This is a genomic window from Yersinia artesiana, assembly GCF_902726545.1.
In the GTDB taxonomy this organism is placed as follows: Bacteria; Pseudomonadota; Gammaproteobacteria; order Enterobacterales; family Enterobacteriaceae; genus Yersinia; species Yersinia artesiana.
The window spans coordinates 58,636-82,074 of record NZ_CACVAD010000001.1; the positions used below are offsets into that span (position 1 = coordinate 58,636).

Sequence of the window (23,439 nt, forward strand, 5' to 3'; positions counted from 1 at the left end):
CCTCATCTATTGTTACTTTTTCCCATGATGCGTGCTGGTATTTGCTTTATTGGCGTTGGCAAAATTACTTTCTGCCGACTCTAACTCTTTAGATAAGAAGTAATTAAGGAATGTTCGTATAACAGCAATAATGGCCAGCTTGATCAATTCCTCCATACTTGGGTTAATTGTCGTAGCCAAAATATCAGCCGCTAATTGGAACTCTAGCGCTAATGCCAGCCAGGTACCAAAACGCGTTCTCATTAAGTGGAGTATGGACTGATTCTTAAAATTTGTTATTGCAGTGGGCAGTGACTTTACCAACCCGACAAAAACACAAATAACAGACAAGAATTCCAGCAACAGCTGTAATGACTGAGAGAGATAAATGATGATTTCTTTTATGTTTTCCAACGGAGTTTACCTCTATTTCTCACTGTTTTTTTGCTTTAAATGGAACGAAAAACGTGACTGGAAATAGGATTTAAGATGTTCTTCCATCGAATGAATTTTTTGGTCAATACTGTTACACAGAAACTCATCGCTATTCATCGCGTCAACCCGCTGTAGTGCCATTAAATCAATTTCTTCTTTTTGTTTTTCGGTGAGTTCTGTGTGAGTTTGCTTATTCGTCATGATGCGACTCCTGCTATGAAGAAAGTTTGAACCAAGAAAGTTATTATAGCTCTATGAATATGTTAGCGAAAAATTTTTGGCCGTTCTCTCGAATGTGAGAGAGCAGTCGAGGAGAGGCTAAGCCGCCTAAGTGAGCGCTGGCTATCAAGACAGTCGTGGTAGTGAGTAGCATGATATTGCTATATCATTGTGACCTTATTTTGATTGATAATAACCCATCAATTTCAACCATTTGATTTTAAAAGAATATTATAATGCGCCTATTTCTTGCCAGAGGACGTGAAAAATCCTTACTTCGTCGCCATCCATGGATCTTCTCTGGGGCAGTGCAACGCCTTGAAGGCAATGCAAGCGCGGGTGAAACCATCGATATTCTTGATAGTCAGGGGAAATGGCTGGCCCGCGCCGCTTACTCTCCGGCGTCGCAGATTGTGGCGCGAGTCTGGACATTCCAACAAGATGAAGAGATCGACCGCGAGTTCTTTGTTCGCCGTCTACAGCAGGCGCAAAGCTGGCGGGACTGGCTGGCACAACGTGATGGCTTAAATGGCTACCGTCTCATTGCCGGTGAGTCCGATGGCTTGCCGGGTATCACCATTGACCGCTTCCAAAATTTCCTGGTATTGCAACTGCTGTCGGCAGGTGCTGAATATCAACGTGCGGCACTGGTCAGCGCATTACAACAGTGCTATCCGGAATGTTCTATTTATGATCGCTCCGATGTTTCGGTGCGTAAAAAGGAAGGTCTGGAACTGACCCAAGGTACTGTCTGTGGCGAAATGCCTCCGGCACTGTTACCTATCACTGAACACGGTATGCAGTTACTGGTTGATATTCAGCAGGGCCATAAAACTGGTTTTTATTTAGACCAGCGAGATAGCCGTCTGGCTGCTCGTAATTATGCCAATGGCCGCCGTGTTCTGAATTGCTTCTCGTATACCGGCGCCTTTGCTGTTGCAGCGCTGATGGGGAATTGCCAACAAGTTATCAGTGTTGATACTTCACAATCCGTGTTGGATATCGCTAAACAGAATGTTGAGCTAAATCAGCTAGATCTAAGTAAAGCCGAATTTATTCGTGATGATGTATTCCAATTGCTGCGCAACTATCGCGCACAAGGGGAAAAGTTTGACATGATCATCATGGATCCACCGAAATTTGTAGAAAATAAAAGCCAACTGGCCAGTGCTTGTCGCGGCTATAAAGATATCAATATGTTGGCGATACAGCTTTTACGCCCAGGCGGTATCTTATTAAGTTTCTCTTGTTCTGGTTTGATGCCAACTGATTTATTCCAGAAAATTTTAGCCGATGCTGCGTTAGATGCAGGCCATGATATACAATTTATAGAACAGTTCCGCCAGGCAGCGGATCACCCCGTCATCGCAACTTATCCTGAAGGTTTGTACCTGAAAGGATTTGCGTGTCGGATAATGTGACTTGAAATGCCCTGCGCTGCCCTCATATAGAAAGCAGCGTAATAGTTTCCCAGGAGGTTATATGATCGCGAGCAAATTCGGTATCGGGCAGCAGGTTCGCCACCGCCTCCACGGCTACTTGGGTGTAGTGATTGATATCGATCCTGAATATTCGCTTGAGCCACCCGCACCTGATGAGGTTGCAAACAACGATACTTTGCGTTTTTCGCCTTGGTATCACGTGGTAATTGAAGATGATGAAGGGCAACCGGTACACACTTATCTGGCTGAGGCACAACTGACTTATGAAGATATGGATGCTCATCCTGAACAACCTTCATTAGATGAATTGGCAGCCTCTATCCGCCATCAGTTGCAGGCTCCGCGTCTGCGCAACTAGACGTTAAAATTTCTTGATAAAACCCGGCACTGGTTGCCGGGTTTTTTATAGGGGAAATTTAAGGCTATTGATGCCCAAAATATTACTCTTTCTCTAATCCCAATCGCGGAATTTCAATTTTAGGGCAGCGATCCATAACAACCTTTAACCCGGCATCTGCTGCCAATGTTGCAGCCAGTTCATTGATAACACCGATTTGCAGCCACAATACCTTAGCTCCGATAGCAATTGCTTCCTGCGCAACACCATATGCCGCATCAGAATTACGAAATACATCCACCATATCGATAGGATAAGGGATATCGGCTAATTCAGCATAAACCTGCTGACCCAGTAACGTCTTTCCGGCCAATTTAGGGCTGACGGGGGTGACCTGATATCCCTGCTCTAGCAGGTAATTCATCACGCTGTAACTGGGTCGTGCGGGGTTATCGCTGGCTCCCACTAATGCAATCGTCTTCACCTGTTGAAGAATGTCAGCAATGTCTTTATCGTGCATTTTTCAGTTCCTCTGATGCGCTAAAAGAATATTCCAATCCATCTGCATCCGGATGGATTTACCAATATTAGGCGACATCTCAGTGTATATCACTCGGAAAACCGATGATAAACGTCACCTAATTGATTTGGTGTAATAGTTATGGCAGTAATAGCTGTTAGATTGACTCTTTTATCTTTAAAATTCATTAAGATAAAAGCCGCATATCTATACTGGATGTTTCAGAAAGTAAATAAATATGGGCAACCGGAAAGACTTTGACACATAATCTAGCGTGTCTGACAATGTTAGTGGATATCACCCTCAGGAGTAGCACATGAAATTTGGTCTGGTGGTCGCAGGGATTTTGGCCGTTTGCTGTAGTGCTTCAGCTATAGCCACGACCTTAAAACTCGCGCCGGAAATTGACCTGCTGGTGGTCGATGGAAAAAATATGTCAGGTTCCTTGCTTAAAGGGGCAGATAGCCTGGAGCTGAATAGCGGTCAGCATCAAATTCTATTCAAAGTTGCCAAACCTCTCCCGACTGATCCAAAAGTATTGTATTCCTCCCCACCATTAGTGGTGGTATTTAACACCCGCAATATCCGGTCTGTGGCGATAAAATTGCCCGTAATCGAGACTGAGAGAGATGGTAACAAGTTTTCTAAAAATCCGTCATATCAGCTAATCGGCGATAATGGGCGGCCATTATCGGTACGCCACGATGTATTGCATCAGGACAATCTTAATACCGCGGCAACCCTGGAAACAGCCATGGCAACTTATAACGTCGGGCAATTTAGTGCTTCGGTTCCCTCTTTTGCTACCATTCCCCCCTCACCGGTTAGCGCTGTACCGGGAACCACGATTGCCGTTGCAGGAACGAATTCCCCACCAAAAACCAGCAATTTGCAGGGTGAAAATGTGGCAGAACAGATGCTGCAATATTGGTTCTTGCAATCCGATACAGACACTCAGCAGCGTTTCCTATTATGGGCTAAAAAACAACCCGCGAAGTAACAGACTTAGCCTGAGATCGTTCTTAAACATCAGCTTATGCTTGTTTCCTCGCATTTCTTTACGTTACTGCTATGCACTAAAACGCCATTTCAGTAATCTGTCTGCATATCGCAGGCATTTATGAAAGGAAAAGTTGATGGAACTCACCACCCGCACCATTGCGGCACGCAAGCATATTGCCCTTGTTTCCCACGACCATTGCAAAAAATCACTGCTCGAATGGGTCATGCAGAATAGAGATTTGTTGTCACAACACGAACTTTATGCAACGGGCACCACCGGAAACCTGGTACAAAAGGCAACAGGCATTGATGTTCGCTGTCTGCTCAGTGGCCCAATGGGAGGGGATCAAGAAGTGGGTGCGTTGATATCTGAGAAGAAAATTGATATTTTGATTTTCTTCTGGGATCCACTTAATGCTGTTCCACATGATCCTGATGTCAAAGCCCTGCTACGCCTGGCAACCGTCTGGAACATTCCGGTCGCGACCAACCGCTCTACCGCCGATTTCTTGATTGGCTCCGACTTATTTAGCAGTGAAGTGACTATTGCTATCCCCGATTATGAGCGCTACTTACAGCAACGCCTGAAATAATCATGCTCCCCGGAGTGATAACATCTCCGGGGTATTTTGCACAAAATTGGCCCATATTGACTAGGGTTTACGTTGGGTCGGCACCCCTAACTCACTAAGTTGATTAACAAAAATAGAAGGGTTCGCTGTATCTTGCAGTAACCAAATTTGATGTTTTGCTCGCGTCATGGCGACATAAAGTAAGCGCCGCTCTTCCGCATCAGGGAAATCTTCAGGGGCCGGTAGCAGCACATCCTCCAAAATGGACTCCCGCGCCACTGCCGGGAAACCATCATTCCCTTCATGTAAACCAGCAATAATCACATAGTCTGCCTGTTGACCTTTGCTGGCGTGGATCGTCATAAAATCAATCGTTAATTTTGGCCAGCGAGTGGCTGCTTTTTGCAAAATTTCTGGTCGCAAATGGTGATATCGAGCCAAAATCAGAATCCGCTCATCATCCTTAACAAAACCACTTAACTTATCCAATAGCGATTCAAGTTGTTCACTTGGCAAGATAACGACCGATTTTTTATTACCTTTACTCAAACTATTCAGGGGTTTCTTTAACTGGTAGGGATTTTGCTGAATAAACCGGTTAGCAATCTCACCAATCCTGTCATTAAATCGATAGGTAGTATCCAATGCACATTCAGCCCCTTCACCGAAACTCTGGCTGAAAGCGGTGGTGAGGGAAAGTTCGGCTCCGCTAAAACGGTAGATCGCCTGCCAGTCATCCCCCACGGCAAACAGGCAGGTCTGCTTATTTTGTTTGCGTAAAGCGGTTAGCAGCATGGCACGCTGTGGTGAAATATCCTGAAATTCATCCACCAGAATGTGTTTCCACGGACTGACAAACCGCCCTTTTTCCAGCAAATTGATGGCTTGATGAATCAGACCAGAGAAATCAACAGCGCCCTCTTCTTTTAGCGCTGTTTTCCATGCTTTCAATAACGGTGCCATTAGCCGTATACGTTTTTGGAAGAGGTCACGCACTTCCTCATCAGCCTGTTCAATCATTTCAGCCTGACTTCCCCCATGCATTCGCATCAAACCTAACCAACGCTCAAGCCGCCCGGCTAACCGGGTTGCGAGCCGCGAATCACGCCAAAACTCGCCATCATCAATATCCCATTCAAGCTCGTCGGTTAACCACTCCCGCCACCCTTTGGCTTGTGCCTTTTTCTCACTGCACTGCTGTTGCCAATGTTTAATAAGTAGGGATCGCCTGGCCTGACTGTCTGACTCCAGTTTGCTGATCACCGGAGTTTTACGGCTACCTTGCTGAATTATCTGCAAGGCAAGCGCATGGAAAGTTTTGGCTTGGATATCATCCGCGCCAAGACGTTGCTTAATGCGGCTATTCATTTCATCTGCGGCCTGGCGGCCAAAAGCGAGCAGTAAAATCTGCTCAGGCATAGCTTCGTTGCGGCGCAGTAGCCAACCCGCTCGCGCAACCAATACAGAGGTTTTGCCACTGCCAGCACCAGCCAACACCAATACCGAATCCTCACCGTTGACGACCGCCCGACTTTGCGACTCATTCAGCGGAGACGTCTCTACGTTCTGGAAGAAATCCTGATGTTCCTCCAGCATACGATGAGTCCATTGCTGATTGCGGCGGTCAACACTTCGGTTACCATGCTCCAGCCAGCGCAAACAAAGCTCATAATCTGCGCGACAAGTGTCAAATTCGATTAAGCGCTGAACCGGCATCGGCAGTGATGTAAAAGCCTCACGGATAGATGCTTGTACCTGACTTAACTCGCTGCGTTTAAACCATTTATCCTGTTGTTCAATTCGCTTAATCAGTTCAACTTGTTTATGCAAAACGTCAACACACACCCGGCTCATCTCCTCACTCCATTGTTGCCAGATGCCCAGTAAATGATGATAAAAACGCTGAGTTTCCTGCCATTCAGTGCCATGCAAACGCACAACTTGCTGATTCGGAAGTTCAAATTCCATCTCGCCCCAAACAATACCGCGCTTACATTGAATATTAACCAACTGGTTAAAAGGAATCAGGTATTGATGTTTATCACCGCATACTTCGATGCCCGCATTCAGCAAGCGCACCCGATTATAGGGGTGTTGTGCCAAATGCTTGCCAAAAGATGTCGCTTTAAGTTCCATATCTGCGCGCCATAACTCGTATTAAGTGAATTGAAATAACATGATGGAGTGTAAATAAAATAATTGAGTTTAAACAACAGGTATCCGATAGTTAACAAAGGAAACTAACCGGTGCTATAGGTATAGAATAGATAGCACTTGTTATCACTCATCCGCATTGCGGTTTTTTATTCAGCTAGGCAGATTAATCACTATGCGTACTGTACTGAATATTCTTAATTTTGTTTTAGGTGGTTTCTTCACCACATTAGGCTGGCTATTAGCAACCGTGGTCAGCGTCATCCTGATTTTCACCTTACCATTAACTCGCTCTTGCTGGGAGATCACCAAGTTATCATTTCTCCCTTATGGCAATGAGGCGATCCATGTCAATGAATTATACCCAGAAAAAAGTAATGCTCTGCTTTCCGCGGGCGGTTCTTTACTGAATATTGTCTGGTTTATTTTATTTGGTTGGTGGCTATGTTTATCACATATTGCAACAGGAATTGTGCAATGCATCACCATAATTGGTATTCCGGTCGGGATTGCCAATTTTAAGATTGCCGCTATCGCGTTATGGCCGGTGGGTCGCCGTGTCGTTTCTGTCGAAATGGCACAACAAGCGAGAATGGCTAACGCTCAACGCCAGTATCAGCAACGCTGAATATTCTGTTTTTAGAGGTTTTTTGTGCTCACTTTCATCACTGGGTTACGTCGTTATATCTACAATAGCAGCTTGCTTTATCATGTTCGTATATTTATCGCATTGGTAGGTGTAACGGCGGTTCCATGGTGGATTGACCAACCTAAATTGACAATCCCTTTGACACTGGGAGTTGTAGCTGCAGCACTAACAGACCTTGATGACCGCCTGGCTGGGCGGTTACGCAACTTATTCATTACGCTTATATGTTTTTTCGTCGCATCGGCTTCCATTGAACTGTTATTTCCTTATCCTTGGCTTTTTGCCCTTGGTCTGACCTTTTCAACCTGCGGCTTTATTCTGCTCGGTGCCTTAGGCCAACGTTATGCTACCATCGCCTTTGGCGCATTATTAATTGCCATCTACACCATGTTAGGTACTTCTATGTACCATATTTGGTATCAGCAACCCCTGTTACTGATACTCGGTGCCGTCTGGTATAATGTTCTGACCCTTTGCGGGCATCTTATTTTCCCTATCCGCCCTTTGCAGGATAATCTGGCTCGGTGCTATCAACATCTGGCCCAATATCTTGAAGCAAAAGCCAATTTATTTGATCCAGACATAGAATCAGATGTCAATCAACCACTTATAGATGTCGCGATGGCTAACGGTACATTAGTCTCAACATTGAACCAAGCCAAAACCTCACTTGTTACGCGACTGAAAGGTGATCGTGGTCAACGCGAAACCCGGCGCACCCTACACTATTATTTTGTCGCGCAAGATATTCATGAGCGCGCCAGTTCATCACATGTTCAATATCAGGTATTGCGAGAAAAATTCCGCTACAGCGACGTGTTGTTCCGCTTTCAGCGCTTACTGAGTATGCAGGCCCGCGCCTGTAGGCAACTGTCGCAATCCATTCTGATGAGACAAAAATATCAGCACGACCCGCGTTTCGAACGTGCATTTACATTTTTAGATGCTGCATTGGCTCGAGAGCTGGCGCAGAATGAAAATGTACCGCAAGTCAAAGCACTGTCTCATTTACTCAAAAACCTAAGAGCTATTGATGCTCAACTGGCGGGCATTGAATCAGAACAAGTATTAGCAGAAGGCCCGCAACCTGAAAGCCGCTTATCCGACGATCGCATCACCGGATGGAGCGATATCAAGTTACGCATCAGCCGTCATTTAACCCCTCAATCAGCACTCTTTCGTCATGCTGTACGCATGTCCGTTGTGCTCTGCGTGGGCTATGCGTTTATTCAACTTACCGGCATGCGCCATGGTTACTGGATCTTGCTGACCAGCCTTTTTGTCTGCCAACCCAACTACAATGCAACAAAGCGTCGTCTGGCGTTACGCATCATTGGCACCTTGGCAGGTATACTTATCGGGCTACCCATCCTTTATTTCGTGCCATCTATTGAGGGTCAGCTAATCCTGATCGTCATTACCGGCGTACTCTTTTTTGCTTTCCGCAATGTTCAGTATGCTCATGCAACAATGTTCATTACTTTGTTGGTTTTGCTCTGTTTTAACTTACTCGGGGAAGGATTTGAAGTTGCTGCACCGCGGGTGTTTGACACGCTGCTTGGTTGTGCTATTGCCTGGGTCGCGGTGAGCTTTATCTGGCCTGACTGGAAATTCCGCCAACTTCCTGCCGTGGTTCACAAAACACTTAATGCGAATTGCCGTTATCTGGATGCTATTTTAGTGCAATATTATCAAGGTAAAGATAACAGCCTGTCATACCGTATTGCCCGGCGTGATGCACATAATTGCGATGCTGAATTGGCATCCGTTATTTCAAATATGTCAGCGGAACCCAAGAACGACAAAGAAACGCAGGAGGCGGCATTTCGCTTTCTCTGCCTCAACCACACCATGTTGAGTTATATTTCTGCATTAGGTGCCCACCGTGAAAAACTGGCTAATACTGCCACGTTGAATTTACTCGACGATGCTATTTGTTATGTTGAAGGTGCTCTTGAGCAAGAACAGTTCGACAGTACAAAAATGACACAAGTATTAGCGAGCTTATTAACCCGGCTACAGAACTGTAATCCTGAGCCGGAGAGCAAAGATCAATTGGTTTTACAACAGATTGGCTTATTGCTCGAATTATTACCTGAGCTTAGTGAGCTTAATAAACGCATTGGCCAGGCCGGCTAATGAAACCCAGGGCCAGTTTCTATTAATGGCCTTACTCTATATTGTTTCATATTGTGCGACATCAACCGACCGAATATACATTTCAAACCATTCAATCAGCTCGCTACGCATCATTAACGGCAACACCGCACAGTGGTGACCACTGATCGCCCCTGCAAGAGCCAGTAATACATTGACGCCTAATGTGCGCCTTAACGTGCGTAACTTCAGGTAACAACGCTTAGCCCCCTCAAGCTTCAGCTCTGCTGCACTCTGGATGCCGACTTTCCATAAGAGTCGTTCAAGACTGGCACTGAGATTGGGTAAATCCTTCAAACGAACTGGGGGGCATTTTTTACTTAAAACTTCGGATTTAGCCCCTTGATATGCCTGTTTTGCAAAGTGGCGCAATGCAAGATCATCATCCCACAATACCGAATCGACCCAATAATAACGCAGTGAAACAGGAAGACCACGTTTGGCATAAATGAGATTAACCATTCCTCTGGTGAGGAATAAGTTTTCTACCAAGTCATTAGCACGTAAATACAACTCCCCTTCCGAAACGACTGCAAACATAATGTTATTGGCTAACAGGCCATAACCGCCAAATTGTGAGCGGACTGTGATTTTGCCCAAAAAATCAAAACGGCACTGAGCCTGCATTATCTTGTTCTCTGATACTTTTTTCATCACTACTCCTTTAGTAAAAATCCGATCCAACGTCCCTTTTCAGTTGTAATAAGTGTAAGAGGAAAAACTAATTAAAAAATACGCAATATGGATAACTGAGCCAAATACAAAATCAACTTTTACGTATTTACATCGCAATAATGCGAAGCGCCTTGTAAAAATTTAGTTGATCTTCGAACAAACAGTGACTACTGTATATGCATACAGCACACTACAGGCGAGGTTCATCATGCGTACTCAATCACTAAAACCTTATAATGCTAATTATCATTCTCTTATTACCCGTGACACACAAACAAGAGTTGATACACCAACAGATAGTGGCCTTATCAGTGAACTTGTGTACAGTGAAAATCAGCCTGCGGTAGCACAGTTACTGCTTCCTTTATTACAACAGCTTGGTAAACAGTCCCGATGGCTCTTGTGGTTGACTCCACAACAGAAATTGAGTCGTTTATGGTTACAGCAATCAGGTTTACCAATGAGTAAAGTCGTTCAGGCAAGGCAGGTCAATCCATTATCCACGGTTGATGCAATGGAAAAAGCGTTGTTGACAGGGAATTATAGTGTCGTTCTTGGATGGCTGCCCGAGTTGTCAGAAAATGACCGCATTAGATTGCGTATGGCAGCAAAGTTAGGCAATGCTTATGGGTTTGTTATGCGTCCGCTGAATGACACAAAACTCGACCAAGGACAGTGCGCAACGTTAAAAATTCATTCTTCTTTGTATCATTAAGTAAATTTAGGATTTATCCCATGAATTATTACAATATTTAGGGCTTACTCCTGCTAAATCGACATAAAACGAGTCAGAATGCGGCTTGCAGCGGAAAACAAGGTCTAGGAAATGCTGATTTTTACTGCTAAATCGTTAAAGATTATGCACTATTTCGCTTTTTTTTCAGCCGGTTTATCACATCACACTTGTAACTTTCTCGCCACGTTGTAGACTTTACATCGCCAAGGTTGCTCTAAAACGCCAAATTATACTGGCAGCGTGATTAACGGGAGCGTTAAAACCTTGACGAAGAATTTTAACCAAGGGCTTAGCTTTTAAAGCTCATTGCCTATTTGGATGATAACGAGGCGTAAAATGAAAAAGACAGCTATCGCATTAGCAGTGGCACTGGCTGGTTTCGCTACAGTAGCGCAAGCCGCACCGAAAGATAACACCTGGTATACCGGTGGTAAACTGGGTTGGTCTCAGTTCCAAGACACAGGTTCCATCATTAACAATGACGGTCCTACTCATAAAGACCAAGTAGGTGCTGGTGCGTTCTTGGGTTACCAAGCAAACCAATACCTCGGCTTTGAAATGGGATACGACTGGCTTGGCCGTATGCCTTACAAAGGCGACACTAACAATGGCGCTTTCAAAGCTCAAGGCGTCCAATTGGCTGCTAAACTGAGCTATCCAGTAGCTCAGGATCTGGACGTGTACACTCGTCTGGGTGGTATGGTATGGCGTGCAGATACCGATGGTTCTATTGATGGCGCACGTTATAGTGCTCATGACACCGGTGTTTCTCCACTGGTAGCGCTGGGTGCTGAATACGCATGGACCAAAAACTGGGCAACCCGTATGGAATACCAATGGGTTAGCAACATCGGTGATAAAGCTACCGTTGGTGCTCGTCCAGACAACGGCATGCTGAGCGTAGGTGTTTCTTACCGTTTCGGTCAGGAAGATGCAGTAGCTCCAATTGCTCCAGCTCCAGCTCCAGCGCCAGTTGTTGACACCAAGCGTTTCACACTGAAATCTGACGTGCTGTTTGCTTTCAACAAAGCAACGTTGAAACCAGAAGGCCAGCAAGCTCTGGACCAACTGTATGCACAACTGAGCTCTATCGATCCTAAAGATGGTTCTGTAGTGGTTCTGGGCTTCGCTGACCGTATCGGTCAACCAGCTCCTAACTTAGCTCTGTCTCAGCGTCGTGCTGACAGCGTGCGTGATTACCTGGTTTCTAAAGGTATCCCTGCTGACAAAATCACCGCTCGCGGTGAAGGCCAAGCTAACCCAGTTACAGGCAACACCTGTGACAACGTGAAACCACGTGCTGCTCTGATTGAGTGCCTGGCACCAGATCGTCGCGTAGAGATCGAAGTTAAAGGCTACAAAGAAGTTGTAACTCAGCCACAGGCTTAAGTTTACTGCTTCCGTAAGAAACCCCGCAATGCGGGGTTTTTTTTATAGTGAAATTAAGAAAATCGGATTAAATCACATTTTCTTAATTTCACTATTTTGCAGTGTTGATATTGATTCATGCCCGTGCGGCTCAAACATCTTTACCAAGAATATCTTGCAAGTCCTGTTTCAACGACGACATCTGATTCTGATACTTCTCTTTACGTTCAGCATCTTCAATTAACTGAACAATTGTCTCTGATAGCGTATTGCCTCGACGCCTTGCCAGCGCAGCCAAACGTTGCCATACCAGAAACTCAAGATCGATTGATTTCTTACGGGTATGTTGATGCTCCGCATTAAAATGGCGCTTACGTCTGGCGCGGATAGTCTGCTTCATCCGGGTAGCCAGTTGCATATTCATATGCGTATCAATCCATTCCAGCACCTTCACCGGTTCACTTTCCAACTTCATCAGTTGCTCGACAGCATCCTGAGCTGCACTGTTTTCTAGATGACGAGTAATGGCTTCACCTTCACGGTGTTTTTTAACCAAATACGCCCATTTCCAACCGCTTTCCAGATTTTCCAGTTGCTGATATTTCATCGTGAGCTCTTTAGTGACCGTGTAACTTAAGTTAAGCATAACAGTTTTACGCAGAATTTCACCCTACTAAAAGTGCATGCTTAGTTTGTTTTTTGTACGAAACACTGTCGATATCTTACTCCTTACCATCAACGACGACTCTACGTATATGAAGTCTGGTTTATTCTTGTATAATCGCCCTTTCCCTTTTTGACGATTGCATCTATCACTTTGACCAATAACAGACTTGAATGGCAGTCACTGCTGCCGAACACAACGCCATATGAAGCGTTATTTGCTACTGCCTCCCAGTTGGAGCCTGTTTCTTTCGCGGCGATTCAACCCCGGCTTGAGAATGGAATGACACTATTTTGTCATCCACAATCACTGCCGCGTTTTATGTTGATTAAAGCACAGGAGAGCACTGAGTATCTGGCATTGATCGCACAAGCTGTTAAAGAGCTCCAGCCTGAGGCCTCAGCCTTGTTTGGCGGAGACTACCTGGTGCATGGGCATCAGGTCAGCTGGCAACCCGCACAACGCGGTGATGAGCCGTTTGCGGCGATTTCACGCTGCCTCTATCAGGAATGGGTAGAACCAGAACAGCTATTTGGCTGCGTTAGATGGCATAAAGATCAAATAAGTCTCCAGCCTGGCTTGGTTCATCAAGCTAATGGCGGTGTATTGATCCTGTCGGTACGATCATTACAGGCTCAACCACTGATGTGGCTACGTCTGAAGCAGATGATAGTTCAGCAGCGCTTCGACTGGCTGTCACCTGACGAAACTCGTCCTCTACCGGTACATATCCCTTCAATGCCACTGGATCTGCGTTTGATTCTGGTTGGCGATCGTCTTGGTCTGGGTGATTTCCATGATATGGAACCTGAGCTTGGCGAATTGGCTATCTACGGTGAATTCGAAGTTGAACTGCCGTTGGTCGATATTGATGGCATGACGTTGTGGTGCGGCTATATCAATGCGCTATTGCAGCAAAAGCAGTTACCTTCGTTATCCGCCGATGCCTGGCCGGTCCTATTCCGTCAGGCTGTACGCTACAGCGGTGACCAAGGAAGCCTGCCATTATGCCCGCAATGGCTCACTCGCCAGTTAGCTGAAGCTGCACTCTATGCCGAAGAGGACACGATTACCGCCAATGCGCTTGAAGCCGCACTAAATGCCCGCGACTGGCGTAATAGCTACCTTGCTGAACGGATGCAAGATGAAATTGAGCTAGGGCAAATTCTGGTTGAGACTGAAGGCCAGGTTGTTGGCCAAATTAATGGCCTGTCGGTATTGGAATATCCGGGCCACCCTTATGCTTTCGGCGAACCCGCTCGCATCAGTTGCGTTGTCCATTTAGGTGACGGCGAATTTGTTGATGTCGAACGTAAAGCTGAATTAGGCGGTAACATTCATGCTAAAGGCATGATGATTATGCAAGCCTTCCTGATTTCAGAACTGGAACTTGATCAGCCGCTACCGTTCTCGGCCTCCATTGTTTTTGAGCAATCCTATGGAGAGGTTGATGGCGACAGTGCCTCACTGGCAGAGCTTTGCGCACTGATCAGCGCCCTGTCACAGCAGCCGATTAACCAGCAAATCGCTGTGACCGGTTCAGTTGACCAATTTGGCAACGTACAGCCTATTGGTGGCGTGAATGAAAAAATCGAAGGCTTCTTCGAAGCTTGCCAACGTCGTGGGCTTACAGGCAGCCAGGGGGTTATTTTACCGGCCACAAATGTCCGTCATTTATGCTTGAATCAAGCGGTGATTGAGGCGGTACAGCAAGGTCAGTTCCATTTGTGGGCTGTAGATACCGTCGCTGAGGCACTGCCGTTATTAACGGGCGTGGTGTATGCCGATGAGCAGCAACCTAGCTTATTAGGTATAATTCAAGAGCGAATCTCACAAGTAAATCCGCAGGACAGACGCCGCTGGCCTTGGCCATTACGCTGGCTCAACTGGTTCAACCAGGGCTGATCGGACTTGCTCAGCGTACAGCTGTACGCTATTCTGCGCACTTCATTAAAATAAGGCTTACTGAGAACATGGTAGATAAACGCGAATCCTATACAAAAGAAGACCTTGAAGCATCAGGCCGTGGCGAACTGTTTGGCGCTGGCGGGCCACCATTGCCAGCAGGCAATATGTTAATGATGGACCGTGTTGTTAAAATGACAGAAGACGGCGGTACCTATGGCAAAGGTTATGTGGAAGCGGAACTGGATATTAATCCGGATCTATGGTTCTTCGGTTGCCACTTTATCGGCGACCCGGTAATGCCTGGCTGCCTGGGCCTTGATGCCATGTGGCAGTTGGTTGGTTTCTATCTTGGCTGGTTGGGTGGCGAAGGCAAAGGCCGTGCACTCGGCGTCGGTGAAGTGAAATTCACCGGACAAGTTCTGCCAGATGCCAAAAAAGTAACATATCGTATTAATTTTAAACGCATTATTATGCGTAAATTGATTATGGGTGTGGCTGACGGTGAAGTGCTGGTAGATGGCAAAGTGATTTATACCGCCACCGACTTAAAAGTAGGCCTGTTTAAAGATACTAACGCCTTCTAATATTTAGACCCGTTTTCCCGTGCAGGGGCAGTTGACTCCCCTGCACATTAACTATGATTCCAATGAACTACGATGCCAATGGCATTTTTTTTAATATTAGTTACTACAATAAATGTAGTGACTAAGTTACATTTAATTTTGGCACAGCTCGCTCTGCCCACAAAAATCATCCGAGGAGTGGTATGCAAAGAACTCGCCTGCAAGATATGCCCTGCCCGGTGGCCCGTTCTCTTGAACGAGTCGGTGAATGGTGGAGCATACTGATTATCCGTGATGCCTTTCAAGGGCTCACTCGGTTTGATGAATTTCAACAAAGTTTGCAGCTTTCTCCCACTATCCTCACCCGCCGCCTCAAATATTTAGTAGAAAGCGGTATCCTGGAGAAACAGCTCTATCAAGCTCGCCCCGCCCGCTATGAATACTTATTGACGGAGCGCGGCAATGATTTCTTCCCGGTGATTGCAGCCCTGTTTCACTGGGGTAATCAACATTTTGCGCCAGACGGCCCCGCGGTCATCCTCGCCAATCGCCGTACCGGTACTCCGGTCGATCCAATTTTGCTGAACAATACTACTCAGCAACCTATTCGGGCAGAGGATGTCACCATCGCGGCAGGCTCGGTCAGGAGCGATATAATTAATAAACGGTTGGCATTGATGCATGAGAAAGATGTAGCCAATGTCAGGTATTCCCCCCATTCAATTGAGTCTCAAAAGGTAAAATAATGAATATGCGCCGTGTAGTAATTACAGGAATGGGTGTGGTTTCCCCATTAGGCTGCGGTATCGATATGGTGTGGCAACGCCTGCTAGCCGGGCAATCGGGTATCCGTGTTCTGCCAGATGAAATTGTCAGTGATTTACCGGCCAAAATTGGTGGACAAGTGCCAACACTCGCAGCAGATCCAGAAGCAGGCTTCGATCCAGATAAAGCTGTTGCGCCAAAAGATCAAAAGAAAATGGATCGCTTTATTGAATTTGCGATGGCCGCCGCAGATGAAGCCATTGCCCATGCTGGCTGGCAAGCCGATAATACCGAGAAACAAGAGCGCACCGCGACCATTATTGGTTCTGGTATTGGTGGTTTCCCATCGATTGCAAATGCGGTACGTACCACGGATAGCCGTGGGCCAAAACGGCTGTCACCTTTTACCGTCCCCTCATTTTTGGTGAATCTGGCCGCAGGCCATGTTTCCATTAAGCATCATTTCAAAGGGCCGATTGGCGCGCCAGTGACGGCTTGTGCTGCCGGTGTTCAGGCCATCGGCGATGCAGTTCGTCTTATCCGCAATGATGAGGCTGATATTGCACTATGTGGCGGCGCTGAAGCTGCAATCGATAAAGTCAGCCTGGCTGGTTTTGCGGCCGCGCGCGCATTATCAACCGGTTCTAATGATGCCCCTGAAAAAGCGTCTCGCCCCTTTGACAGTGCCCGTGATGGCTTTGTGATGGGTGAAGGTGCTGGCTTACTGGTTATTGAAGAACTGGAACATGCTTTGGCGCGTGGCGCAAAACCCTTAGCCGAGATTGTCGGCTACGGTACCAGTGCCGATGCTTATCATATGACCTCCGGCGCCGAAGACGGTGATGGAGCATACCGTGCTATGAAGATTGCGTTACGCCAGGCAGGTATTACACCCGCTCAGGTTCAGCATCTCAATGCTCATGCAACCTCAACACCGGTAGGCGATCTCGGCGAAATCAACGCGATTAAACACTTGTTTGGCGAAGGTGATACCTTAGCGGTCACATCAACCAAGTCAGCGACTGGCCACCTACTGGGTGCTGCTGGCGGGTTGGAAACAATTTTCACCGTGCTCGCATTGCGTGATCAAATCGTGCCCGCAACATTGAATCTGGAGAATCTGGACCCAGCCGCCTCCGGGCTGAATGTGATAGCAGGTAAAGCGCAGCCTCATGCAATGACCTATGCACTTTCAAATGGTTTTGGGTTTGGTGGGGTGAATGCGAGTATCTTGCTAAAACGTTGGGTTGATTAAAGTGACCAATAACCTCCGCATAAAGCGGAGGTTATCCCTTAGTCTGACAGAGAGCCGCTTAAGCGGTCACAGCCCTGTCCTCCATGGCTTGTCGCCAACCTCCTAACCAATGCGATCTGGCGTCTAAAGCTTGATAGGGGCAAATTTCCCTTGAACGCCCTGAAATACCTGCTTGATAACCACGTGACAACGCTCTTTCCAAGCGATCTCTTTTCTGTCTCTTCATGCCTCGTTTCCCTCATCTTTCGGTCTGGTGGAAAGAAAACAGTGACTACTTTATGTTCAGTCACAGTTAAGTGATAGACCTTAGGAAACAGAAAAGCAATGCGCAAAATTCACGCCAATGTCATATTTGTGAGCTATGCCCGCTGAATTTGCTAAGTGATTGATTTGGGGTGAACGGTGTTAACTGATTGATATATGATAAAAAATCCTCTTTCACGATAAATTTATCATTATCGATGAAAGAGGATTAGACAGATTTGGAACAAAATATGACTTAAATCACCGCAACTGTGCCGCTATCGACTTAGCTTCTTGCTGCCAACCCTCTGCCAAAGTGCGAACCAGTGCATCATAGCCATCTTCGCTCTGCTTAAGCTCTAAATCGAACGGCTGTTTAATCAGCTGCCCCTGATGTTTGAGTATCCAAACACCACGGATGATGGCGCGCCCATCATAGCGGCCATGGAACCCGGTGACAGTGACATTCAGGACATCCTGATCGCTATCAAGTGGTTGTGAGGACACCAGCCAGCCCGGTAGCGCATTGCTCAGATTAGTCACCAAGGTTTGCTGCAACTGCTGATCCAATGGGCTTGCCCAAAGGTTGTTACTGGCAATCACGTATTGCACATCGTTGGTTTGATATACCACACCGGCCGCTGCCAGATAATCCGCCACACCAACATGCTCAACCCACAGTTGCCGTGATGCAACACTACTCGTCGCGCCAGCAGGCGCACTGAGTGCTGGTAACTGATAGTACGTTTTGCTGGGTGTGCTGCTGCAAGCGCTGAGTAATAACGCTGCGATAACTGCCATCCATTTCATCATTTTTTGGCCTTCTTAGGCTGAGGATCCTGACTTCCTGCCGCTTCAAATACCAGCGCGTTGCTCTTTTCATTCAGCGTTCGCAACACCGGTTGTAATTCACGCAACACCTGATCTAACCGCTGCATATCACCCACCATTTTATTGTAGGCTGGTGAACCTGGCTGGAAACCTTTCATACTGCGGTTCAATTCATTCAAGGTTTTTTGCAGATCTTTCGGTAAATCCTGCATTGCCGGACTGGCAGTGAGGGCCGTCAGTGATTCCAGTGTTTTCTGGGTTGCACGCATGGTTTTCTGACTTTCAGCCAGTGTTTTGGTGACTTCATTGACCATTGGGTCCAGAGGAAGATTATTAATCTTATCCAGTGTTTGCATCACTTTTTGTTGAATTTGCGCTAAACCACCACTGACGGTTGGCAACAATGGATAGCCAGCCACTTCCACTGGCCCTTTCCACGGTTTGGCATCCGGGTAGAAATCCAGATCGATAAACAGTGCGCCGGTCAACAAGTTGCCTGATTTCAAGGATGCCCGTAGACCGCGTTCTTTGGCTGTTTTCAGTATTTTTTCAAAATTAGCATCCGGGCCTAAGTCCTCGCGGAAACGGCCAGGCTCAATACGGATTAATACCGGAATACGGAAGTCATTATCAACGCGCTGTCTCATTCCTTTCGCGAAGAAAGGTACATCCCCGACAGTACCGATACGGATACCCCGGAATTCAACTGGCGCTCCCGCCTGCAAACCACGCACAGAGTCAGAGAAGAACAACAAGAAGTCTTCATGTTCGGTGTACAGTGAATTTTGAATGCTGCTGCGGTTATCAAACAGCTTGAACTCAGCTTTAGACTCGGTAACTTGCTTGCCCGGATCTAAACCGTCTGGCACATCAAAGCTGACACCACCACTGAATAAAGTCGCCAAAGAGGCCATTTCGACGCGCATCCCTTGTGAGGAGAGATCTACCGCCACCCCGCTGTCTTTCCAAAAACGCACATTGCTGGTGACCAGACTGTCATAAGGTGCGCCAATGAATAGCTGATAACGCATCAGACGTGACTTCGCATCAAAAGCACTGGTTTCCACGGAACCCACACGATAGCCGCGGAACAGCACAGGATCGCCAGCATTCAACTGCCCGGCTTGCTCACTGTCAAGTATGATGCGCAGCCCTTTGGCATCCGGCGAGGCAAGTGGTGGGGAATCCAATAATGCGAACTCATTTAATGGCTTACCTTTACCACCCGGTTGCAATTCAATGTAAGCCCCTGAAAGCAGTGTGCCAAGGCCCGAAACACCTTCGCGACCAATCTGCGGCTTGACCACCCAGAAAACCGTATCGCTGTGTAGCAACGTATTCATGCCGGAGTTCAACCGTGCCTTCACGATAACATGGTTGAGATCTTCACTTAACGTGACCTGCTCAACGATGCCGACATCAACACTGCGGCTCTTTATTTTGGTTTTACCCGCTTCAATGCCTTCAGCGTTCAAGGTGGTCATAACCACCTGCGGCCCCTGATGGCTAAAGTGATAAAACAGTATCCATGCGCCAATCAGCGCAGTGACAATTGGGATGATCCACACCGGGGACCACCGCTTGATTTTTTCAATTTCTGCCACACCTTGGCTGGGATTATTGTCCGTCACCTTGCGGCTCCTTTTGGGTTGTTTCACTTATCCGATCCCAGGTTAAACGAGGATCGAAGGTTAATGCAGCAAACATGGTCAAAATAACCACCATGGCAAATAGCAGGGCACCAATCGCCGGATAGATACTCATCAGTTGCCCAATACGCACCAATGACGACAGCACCGCGATAACAAAAACATCAATCATTGACCAGCGGCCAACGAACTCGACTATTTCATAAATAAAATGCATCCGTTCAGTGTCGGTATTACCCTTGCCTTTTGCATCCCAACATAACCAACCGATCGCTAACATTTTTAATGATGGCACCATAATACTGGCAATAAAAATCACCATTGCCACCGGATAAGAGCCTTCACTCCACAAGAAAATCACCCCAGCCATGATGGTTGAATTCATCTGATTCCCTAAACTTTCAGTAATCATAATGGGCATCAGGTTGGCTGGAATATATAACATGATTGACGTGACTAATAATGCCATTGTCCACTGGAGGCTATTGCGCCGGCGGATATAGCCATGAGTATGGCAGCGAGGGCATTCCACCAGGTCTTGTGGCAAAATAGCCGTACAGCACGCACAAGAGCGCAGTCCCTGACGCAAACCGGTTCGGCCCGCAATCAATGGATGAGGTAACACTGGCGCGGGAGCAATATCCTGCCACATCCAATGGCGATCAACACATTGGAAAGCACGCACCTGCAATAAACAGAATAGACAATAAGGGATAAAACTGCTGCCAATGCCGATTTCGCCGTAGGCCATTAGCTTCACAAAGCTGACCAGCACACCGGCGAGGAAAATCTCGACCATGCACCAGGTTTTGAATTGGAAAAGTGCTTTTGCTATCAGTGCCTTCCAGCGGTGCGGCATACGCACTCGCAGACAAAGCAGAATAATGGCCACCATACAGAAAGCCGGAATCAGTTGAACCAAAACCATAAATAACGTTGCCATGCTGGCATAGTCATCTGCCACCATCACTTGGGGTATTTGGATCAGGGTAATTTCGCTGGTGATCCCCGCCACACGCATATTGACGAAGGGGAACATATTCGCCAGCAACAGCATAAAGAGTGCGCTGATAGCATAACCAACCGGGCGTTTACGTGGTTCATCCCACCGTGCGGTCAGTGTGGTTTTACAGCGCGGACATACCGCTTTGGTGCCATAAGGCAAGGAGGGTAAGGCCACTGACATATCGCACTGCCGGCACAGGATAACGTTCCCTGACTGCCCTGTGTGCTCGCCGTGCTCAGGCTGAATTACAGAACACAATATCGAATCCCTCACGGCTGCCCCCCTTTTATCAAGGGGATTGAACACCGTTCTATCAAGTAACTTACTATAACAATAGACATAATATCATCATAAAGTAGGATATCACGTCACCTGACAGAACGGCGCAAATACGTTTTAGCCGTTTTTCTGAGCTTCCAGCTCTTCCCAACGACTAAACGCCACTTCTAATGCCTGTTCAGCATCGGCTAATGCCTTCAAAACCTGTTGTGTTTCTTCGTGTGGACGAGAGAAGAAATCAGCATGACTAACCTCAGCCTGTAACTTACTGATTTCATGTTCCAGTTTTTCTAATTGCTGCGGTAACTGATCCAATTCACGTTGCAGATTATAACTCAGCTTGCCAGGACGTTTGGCCGCTGGAGCTGCACTTTTTACCGGTGCTGCTGCTTTGGCTTCTTCAACTTTTGGTGCTACCTGACGAATAGGTTTCGCCTCAGCGCGCTGCTGATGAGCATCATAATAACCGCCGACGAAGCTGCTGATTTGACCATTGCCTTCAAAGATCCAGCACTCTGTTACCGAGTTATCAACGAATTGACGGTCATGGCTAACCAACAAGACTGTGCCCTGATAGCTATCAACCATTTCTTCCAATAATTCCAGTGTTTCCACATCCAGGTCGTTGGTCGGTTCATCGAGGATCAGCAAGTTACTTGGCTTAAGGAATAATTTAGCCAATAACAGACGGTTACGCTCACCACCAGACAACGCTTTTACCGGGGTCATAGCGCGTTTCGGGTGGAACAAGAAGTCTTGCAGATAACCCAGAACATGGCGTGAACGGCCATTGACCATCACTTCCTGCTTACCTTCAGCCAGGTTATCCATCACCGTGCGCTCTGGATCAAGTTCTGCACGATGCTGGTCAAAATAGGCCACTTCCAGTTTGGTGCCACAATGGACTTTACCGCTGTCGGCTTTAAGCTGACCGAGCATCAGTTTCAGCAAGGTGGTTTTACCGCAACCATTTGGCCCCACCAGCGCAATTTTGTCACCGCGCTGTACTTGAGCGGTGAAGTCTTTCACCAGCACTTTGCCACCAACCTGATAATTAACATTTTCCAGGTCGAAGACAATTTTGCCCGAACGCACGGTTTCTTCCACTTGCATCTTGGCCGTACCCATCACTTCACGGCGCTGTGAACGCTCCATACGCAGTGCTTTCAGGGCGCGAACACGGCCCTCATTACGGGTGCGTCGTGCTTTGATGCCTTGGCGGATCCACACTTCCTCTTGCGCCAATTTGCGGTCAAATTCAGCATTTTGCAGCTCTTCGACCCGCAGCGCTTCCTCTTTGCTGGCAAGATACAGTTCGTAATTACCTGGCCATGACACCAATTTACCGCGATCCAGATCGACAATGCGTGTTGCCATCGCGCGAATAAAGGAACGGTCATGGGAAATAAAGACAATGCTGCCCTGGAATTCTTTCAGGAAGCCTTCCAGCCAGTTAATGGTTTCAATGTCCAAATGGTTAGTCGGTTCATCCAGCAACAGCACTTTTGGCGAGCTAACCAGCGCGCGACCTAATGCCGCTTTACGCAACCAGCCGCCCGACAGCGAGGAAAGCTCAGCATCTGCGTTCAGACCCAACTGTTTCAGCACTTCCTGAATGCGGCTATCTAATTGCCATAATCCCTGGTGATCCAGAATCTCCTGCAATGCCGCCAGACGATTAAGGTTCTTCTCGCTGGGATCAAGTTCAACCTCATGCAGCGTGGCATGGTAAGCCTTCAAATGCTCGGCTTGTTCCTGAACACCTTCTGCAACAAAGTCAAACACCGTGCCAGCTACATTACGCGGTGGATCTTGTTGTAAACGGGCAACAATTAAATCCTGCTCATAAATGATGCGACCATCATCCAGGGGAATTTCTTTGCTCAAAATTTTCAGCAAGGTGGATTTGCCCGCGCCATTGCGGCCCACCAGACAAACACGCTCGTTTGCCTCAATATGCAATTCAGTATTATCTAATAAAGGTGCATCGCTGAACGACAACCAGGCACCGGACATGCTAATTAACGACAT

23 protein-coding genes are annotated in these 23,439 nt (G+C 47.0%); 12 read left to right on the plus strand and 11 right to left on the minus strand.

Features of this window, described 5'->3' with window-relative positions; translation table 11 throughout:
- Positions 1-12: 12 nt before the first annotated feature.
- The gene (locus HU019_RS00285; RefSeq protein ID WP_174847105.1) at positions 13-393 is read right to left on the minus strand and encodes a DUF1622 domain-containing protein; all 381 of its coding nucleotides are present in this window, start codon (positions 391-393) and stop codon (positions 13-15) included.
- Positions 394-405: 12 nt separating this feature from the next.
- Positions 406-615, minus strand: a complete 210-nt coding sequence (locus HU019_RS00290) for a hypothetical protein (RefSeq protein ID WP_174847104.1) — start codon at positions 613-615, stop codon at positions 406-408.
- Positions 616-863: 248 nt separating this feature from the next.
- On the opposite strand from HU019_RS00290, the gene rlmI reads away from it, so the two are divergent.
- Complete coding sequence (gene rlmI, locus HU019_RS00295) at positions 864-2,054, plus strand: 23S rRNA (cytosine(1962)-C(5))-methyltransferase RlmI (RefSeq protein WP_174847142.1); 1,191 nt, start codon at positions 864-866, stop codon at positions 2,052-2,054.
- A gap of 61 nt (positions 2,055-2,115) precedes the next feature.
- Entirely contained in the window at positions 2,116-2,433 is a 318-nt protein-coding gene (hspQ, locus tag HU019_RS00300; RefSeq protein WP_050078411.1) for a heat shock protein HspQ, read from the plus strand.
- Between the two features lie 82 nt (positions 2,434-2,515).
- Here hspQ and HU019_RS00305 read toward each other — a convergent pair whose 3' ends face one another.
- Positions 2,516-2,932, minus strand: a complete 417-nt coding sequence (locus HU019_RS00305; protein ID WP_174847103.1) for a CoA-binding protein — start codon at positions 2,930-2,932, stop codon at positions 2,516-2,518.
- A 316-nt stretch (positions 2,933-3,248) separates the two neighbouring features.
- Here HU019_RS00305 and HU019_RS00310 point away from each other — a divergent pair, with 316 nt between their 5' ends.
- Together HU019_RS00310 and HU019_RS00315 are read left to right on the plus strand one after the other, a co-directional pair.
- Positions 3,249-3,932, plus strand: coding sequence for a DUF2057 family protein (locus HU019_RS00310; protein WP_174847102.1), 684 nt, complete (start codon positions 3,249-3,251; stop codon positions 3,930-3,932).
- A gap of 136 nt (positions 3,933-4,068) precedes the next feature.
- Positions 4,069-4,527, plus strand: a complete 459-nt coding sequence (locus tag HU019_RS00315; RefSeq protein ID WP_174847101.1) for a methylglyoxal synthase — start codon at positions 4,069-4,071, stop codon at positions 4,525-4,527.
- 60 nt (positions 4,528-4,587) lie between these two features.
- Here HU019_RS00315 and helD read toward each other — a convergent pair whose 3' ends face one another.
- Positions 4,588-6,642: a DNA helicase IV gene (gene helD / locus HU019_RS00320; protein WP_174847100.1), complete on the minus strand. Its 2,055-nt coding sequence runs from the start codon at positions 6,640-6,642 to the stop codon at positions 4,588-4,590.
- Positions 6,643-6,835: 193 nt separating this feature from the next.
- Between helD and HU019_RS00325 the strand changes: the two genes are divergently transcribed.
- The gene (locus HU019_RS00325; protein ID WP_174847099.1) at positions 6,836-7,288 is read left to right on the plus strand and encodes a YccF domain-containing protein; all 453 of its coding nucleotides are present in this window, start codon (positions 6,836-6,838) and stop codon (positions 7,286-7,288) included.
- 24 nt (positions 7,289-7,312) lie between these two features.
- The gene (gene yccS / locus HU019_RS00330) at positions 7,313-9,448 is read left to right on the plus strand and encodes a YccS family putative transporter (protein ID WP_174847098.1); all 2,136 of its coding nucleotides are present in this window, start codon (positions 7,313-7,315) and stop codon (positions 9,446-9,448) included.
- A gap of 36 nt (positions 9,449-9,484) precedes the next feature.
- Here yccS and HU019_RS00335 read toward each other — a convergent pair whose 3' ends face one another.
- Positions 9,485-10,120, minus strand: coding sequence for a TfoX/Sxy family DNA transformation protein (locus HU019_RS00335; protein ID WP_174847097.1), 636 nt, complete (start codon positions 10,118-10,120; stop codon positions 9,485-9,487).
- Between the two features lie 229 nt (positions 10,121-10,349).
- Here HU019_RS00335 and sulA point away from each other — a divergent pair, with 229 nt between their 5' ends.
- Together sulA and ompA are read left to right on the plus strand one after the other, a co-directional pair.
- Positions 10,350-10,856, plus strand: coding sequence for an SOS-induced cell division inhibitor SulA (sulA, locus tag HU019_RS00340; protein ID WP_174847096.1), 507 nt, complete (start codon positions 10,350-10,352; stop codon positions 10,854-10,856).
- A 357-nt stretch (positions 10,857-11,213) separates the two neighbouring features.
- The gene (gene ompA / locus HU019_RS00345; RefSeq protein ID WP_174847095.1) at positions 11,214-12,266 is read left to right on the plus strand and encodes a porin OmpA; all 1,053 of its coding nucleotides are present in this window, start codon (positions 11,214-11,216) and stop codon (positions 12,264-12,266) included.
- Between the two features lie 130 nt (positions 12,267-12,396).
- On the opposite strand, the gene matP is transcribed toward ompA, so the two are convergent.
- Positions 12,397-12,852 carry a macrodomain Ter protein MatP gene (matP, locus tag HU019_RS00350; RefSeq protein ID WP_174847094.1) on the minus strand — a complete coding sequence of 152 codons (456 nt, stop codon included), beginning with the start codon at positions 12,850-12,852 and terminating at the stop codon, positions 12,397-12,399.
- A gap of 210 nt (positions 12,853-13,062) precedes the next feature.
- On the opposite strand from matP, the gene HU019_RS00355 reads away from it, so the two are divergent.
- The 4 genes from HU019_RS00355 to fabF all read left to right on the plus strand — a co-directional run bounded on the left by HU019_RS00355 (position 13,063) and on the right by fabF (position 17,400).
- Positions 13,063-14,814 carry an AAA family ATPase gene (locus tag HU019_RS00355; RefSeq protein WP_174847093.1) on the plus strand — a complete coding sequence of 584 codons (1,752 nt, stop codon included), beginning with the start codon at positions 13,063-13,065 and terminating at the stop codon, positions 14,812-14,814.
- Between the two features lie 68 nt (positions 14,815-14,882).
- Complete coding sequence (fabA, locus tag HU019_RS00360; RefSeq protein WP_005160035.1) at positions 14,883-15,401, plus strand: bifunctional 3-hydroxydecanoyl-ACP dehydratase/trans-2-decenoyl-ACP isomerase; 519 nt, start codon at positions 14,883-14,885, stop codon at positions 15,399-15,401.
- A 182-nt stretch (positions 15,402-15,583) separates the two neighbouring features.
- Complete coding sequence (locus HU019_RS00365) at positions 15,584-16,126, plus strand: winged helix-turn-helix transcriptional regulator (RefSeq protein ID WP_174847092.1); 543 nt, start codon at positions 15,584-15,586, stop codon at positions 16,124-16,126.
- Positions 16,126-17,400 (plus strand): beta-ketoacyl-ACP synthase II, encoded by a 1,275-nt coding sequence (gene fabF, locus HU019_RS00370; protein ID WP_174847091.1) that lies wholly within the window; start codon positions 16,126-16,128, stop codon positions 17,398-17,400. The genes HU019_RS00365 and fabF overlap by 1 nt, the downstream gene beginning before the upstream one ends.
- Before the next feature lie 58 nt (positions 17,401-17,458).
- Here the strand turns inward: fabF and rmf are convergent, their stop codons facing one another.
- The 5 genes from rmf to HU019_RS00395 all read right to left on the minus strand — a co-directional run bounded on the left by rmf (position 17,459) and on the right by HU019_RS00395 (position 23,439).
- Positions 17,459-17,626 (minus strand): ribosome modulation factor, encoded by a 168-nt coding sequence (gene rmf, locus HU019_RS00375; protein ID WP_005170911.1) that lies wholly within the window; start codon positions 17,624-17,626, stop codon positions 17,459-17,461.
- A 278-nt stretch (positions 17,627-17,904) separates the two neighbouring features.
- Complete coding sequence (gene pqiC, locus HU019_RS00380) at positions 17,905-18,456, minus strand: membrane integrity-associated transporter subunit PqiC (RefSeq protein WP_174847090.1); 552 nt, start codon at positions 18,454-18,456, stop codon at positions 17,905-17,907.
- Positions 18,453-20,105, minus strand: a complete 1,653-nt coding sequence (gene pqiB / locus HU019_RS00385) for an intermembrane transport protein PqiB (RefSeq protein WP_174847089.1) — start codon at positions 20,103-20,105, stop codon at positions 18,453-18,455. Before pqiB ends, pqiC begins: the two co-directional genes overlap by 4 nt.
- Positions 20,092-21,387 (minus strand): membrane integrity-associated transporter subunit PqiA, encoded by a 1,296-nt coding sequence (pqiA, locus tag HU019_RS00390; RefSeq protein WP_174847141.1) that lies wholly within the window; start codon positions 21,385-21,387, stop codon positions 20,092-20,094. Before pqiA ends, pqiB begins: the two co-directional genes overlap by 14 nt.
- Before the next feature lie 138 nt (positions 21,388-21,525).
- The gene (locus HU019_RS00395; protein ID WP_174847088.1) at positions 21,526-23,439 is read right to left on the minus strand and encodes an ABC transporter ATP-binding protein; all 1,914 of its coding nucleotides are present in this window, start codon (positions 23,437-23,439) and stop codon (positions 21,526-21,528) included.

Excerpts from the sequence above, each read along its gene's own strand:
- fabA (WP_005160035.1), top strand. The coding sequence starts at position 14,883 with ATGGTAGATAAACGCGAATCCTATACAAAAGAAGACCTTGAAGCATCA.
- fabF (WP_174847091.1), top strand. The coding sequence starts at position 16,126 with ATGAATATGCGCCGTGTAGTAATTACAGGAATGGGTGTGGTTTCCCCA.
- HU019_RS00365 (WP_174847092.1), top strand. The coding sequence starts at position 15,584 with ATGCAAAGAACTCGCCTGCAAGATATGCCCTGCCCGGTGGCCCGTTCT.
- HU019_RS00305 (WP_174847103.1), bottom strand. The coding sequence starts at position 2,932 with ATGCACGATAAAGACATTGCTGACATTCTTCAACAGGTGAAGACGATT.
- pqiC (WP_174847090.1), bottom strand. The coding sequence starts at position 18,456 with ATGATGAAATGGATGGCAGTTATCGCAGCGTTATTACTCAGCGCTTGC.
- HU019_RS00310 (WP_174847102.1), top strand. The coding sequence starts at position 3,249 with ATGAAATTTGGTCTGGTGGTCGCAGGGATTTTGGCCGTTTGCTGTAGT.
- sulA (WP_174847096.1), top strand. The coding sequence starts at position 10,350 with ATGCGTACTCAATCACTAAAACCTTATAATGCTAATTATCATTCTCTT.
- HU019_RS00325 (WP_174847099.1), top strand. The coding sequence starts at position 6,836 with ATGCGTACTGTACTGAATATTCTTAATTTTGTTTTAGGTGGTTTCTTC.
- HU019_RS00315 (WP_174847101.1), top strand. The coding sequence starts at position 4,069 with ATGGAACTCACCACCCGCACCATTGCGGCACGCAAGCATATTGCCCTT.
- hspQ (WP_050078411.1), top strand. The coding sequence starts at position 2,116 with ATGATCGCGAGCAAATTCGGTATCGGGCAGCAGGTTCGCCACCGCCTC.
- matP (WP_174847094.1), bottom strand. The coding sequence starts at position 12,852 with ATGAAATATCAGCAACTGGAAAATCTGGAAAGCGGTTGGAAATGGGCG.
- ompA (WP_174847095.1), top strand. The coding sequence starts at position 11,214 with ATGAAAAAGACAGCTATCGCATTAGCAGTGGCACTGGCTGGTTTCGCT.
- rmf (WP_005170911.1), bottom strand. The coding sequence starts at position 17,626 with ATGAAGAGACAGAAAAGAGATCGCTTGGAAAGAGCGTTGTCACGTGGT.
- HU019_RS00395 (WP_174847088.1), bottom strand. The coding sequence starts at position 23,439 with ATGTCGTTAATTAGCATGTCCGGTGCCTGGTTGTCGTTCAGCGATGCA.
- HU019_RS00290 (WP_174847104.1), bottom strand. The coding sequence starts at position 615 with ATGACGAATAAGCAAACTCACACAGAACTCACCGAAAAACAAAAAGAA.
- helD (WP_174847100.1), bottom strand. The coding sequence starts at position 6,642 with ATGGAACTTAAAGCGACATCTTTTGGCAAGCATTTGGCACAACACCCC.
- HU019_RS00335 (WP_174847097.1), bottom strand. The coding sequence starts at position 10,120 with ATGAAAAAAGTATCAGAGAACAAGATAATGCAGGCTCAGTGCCGTTTT.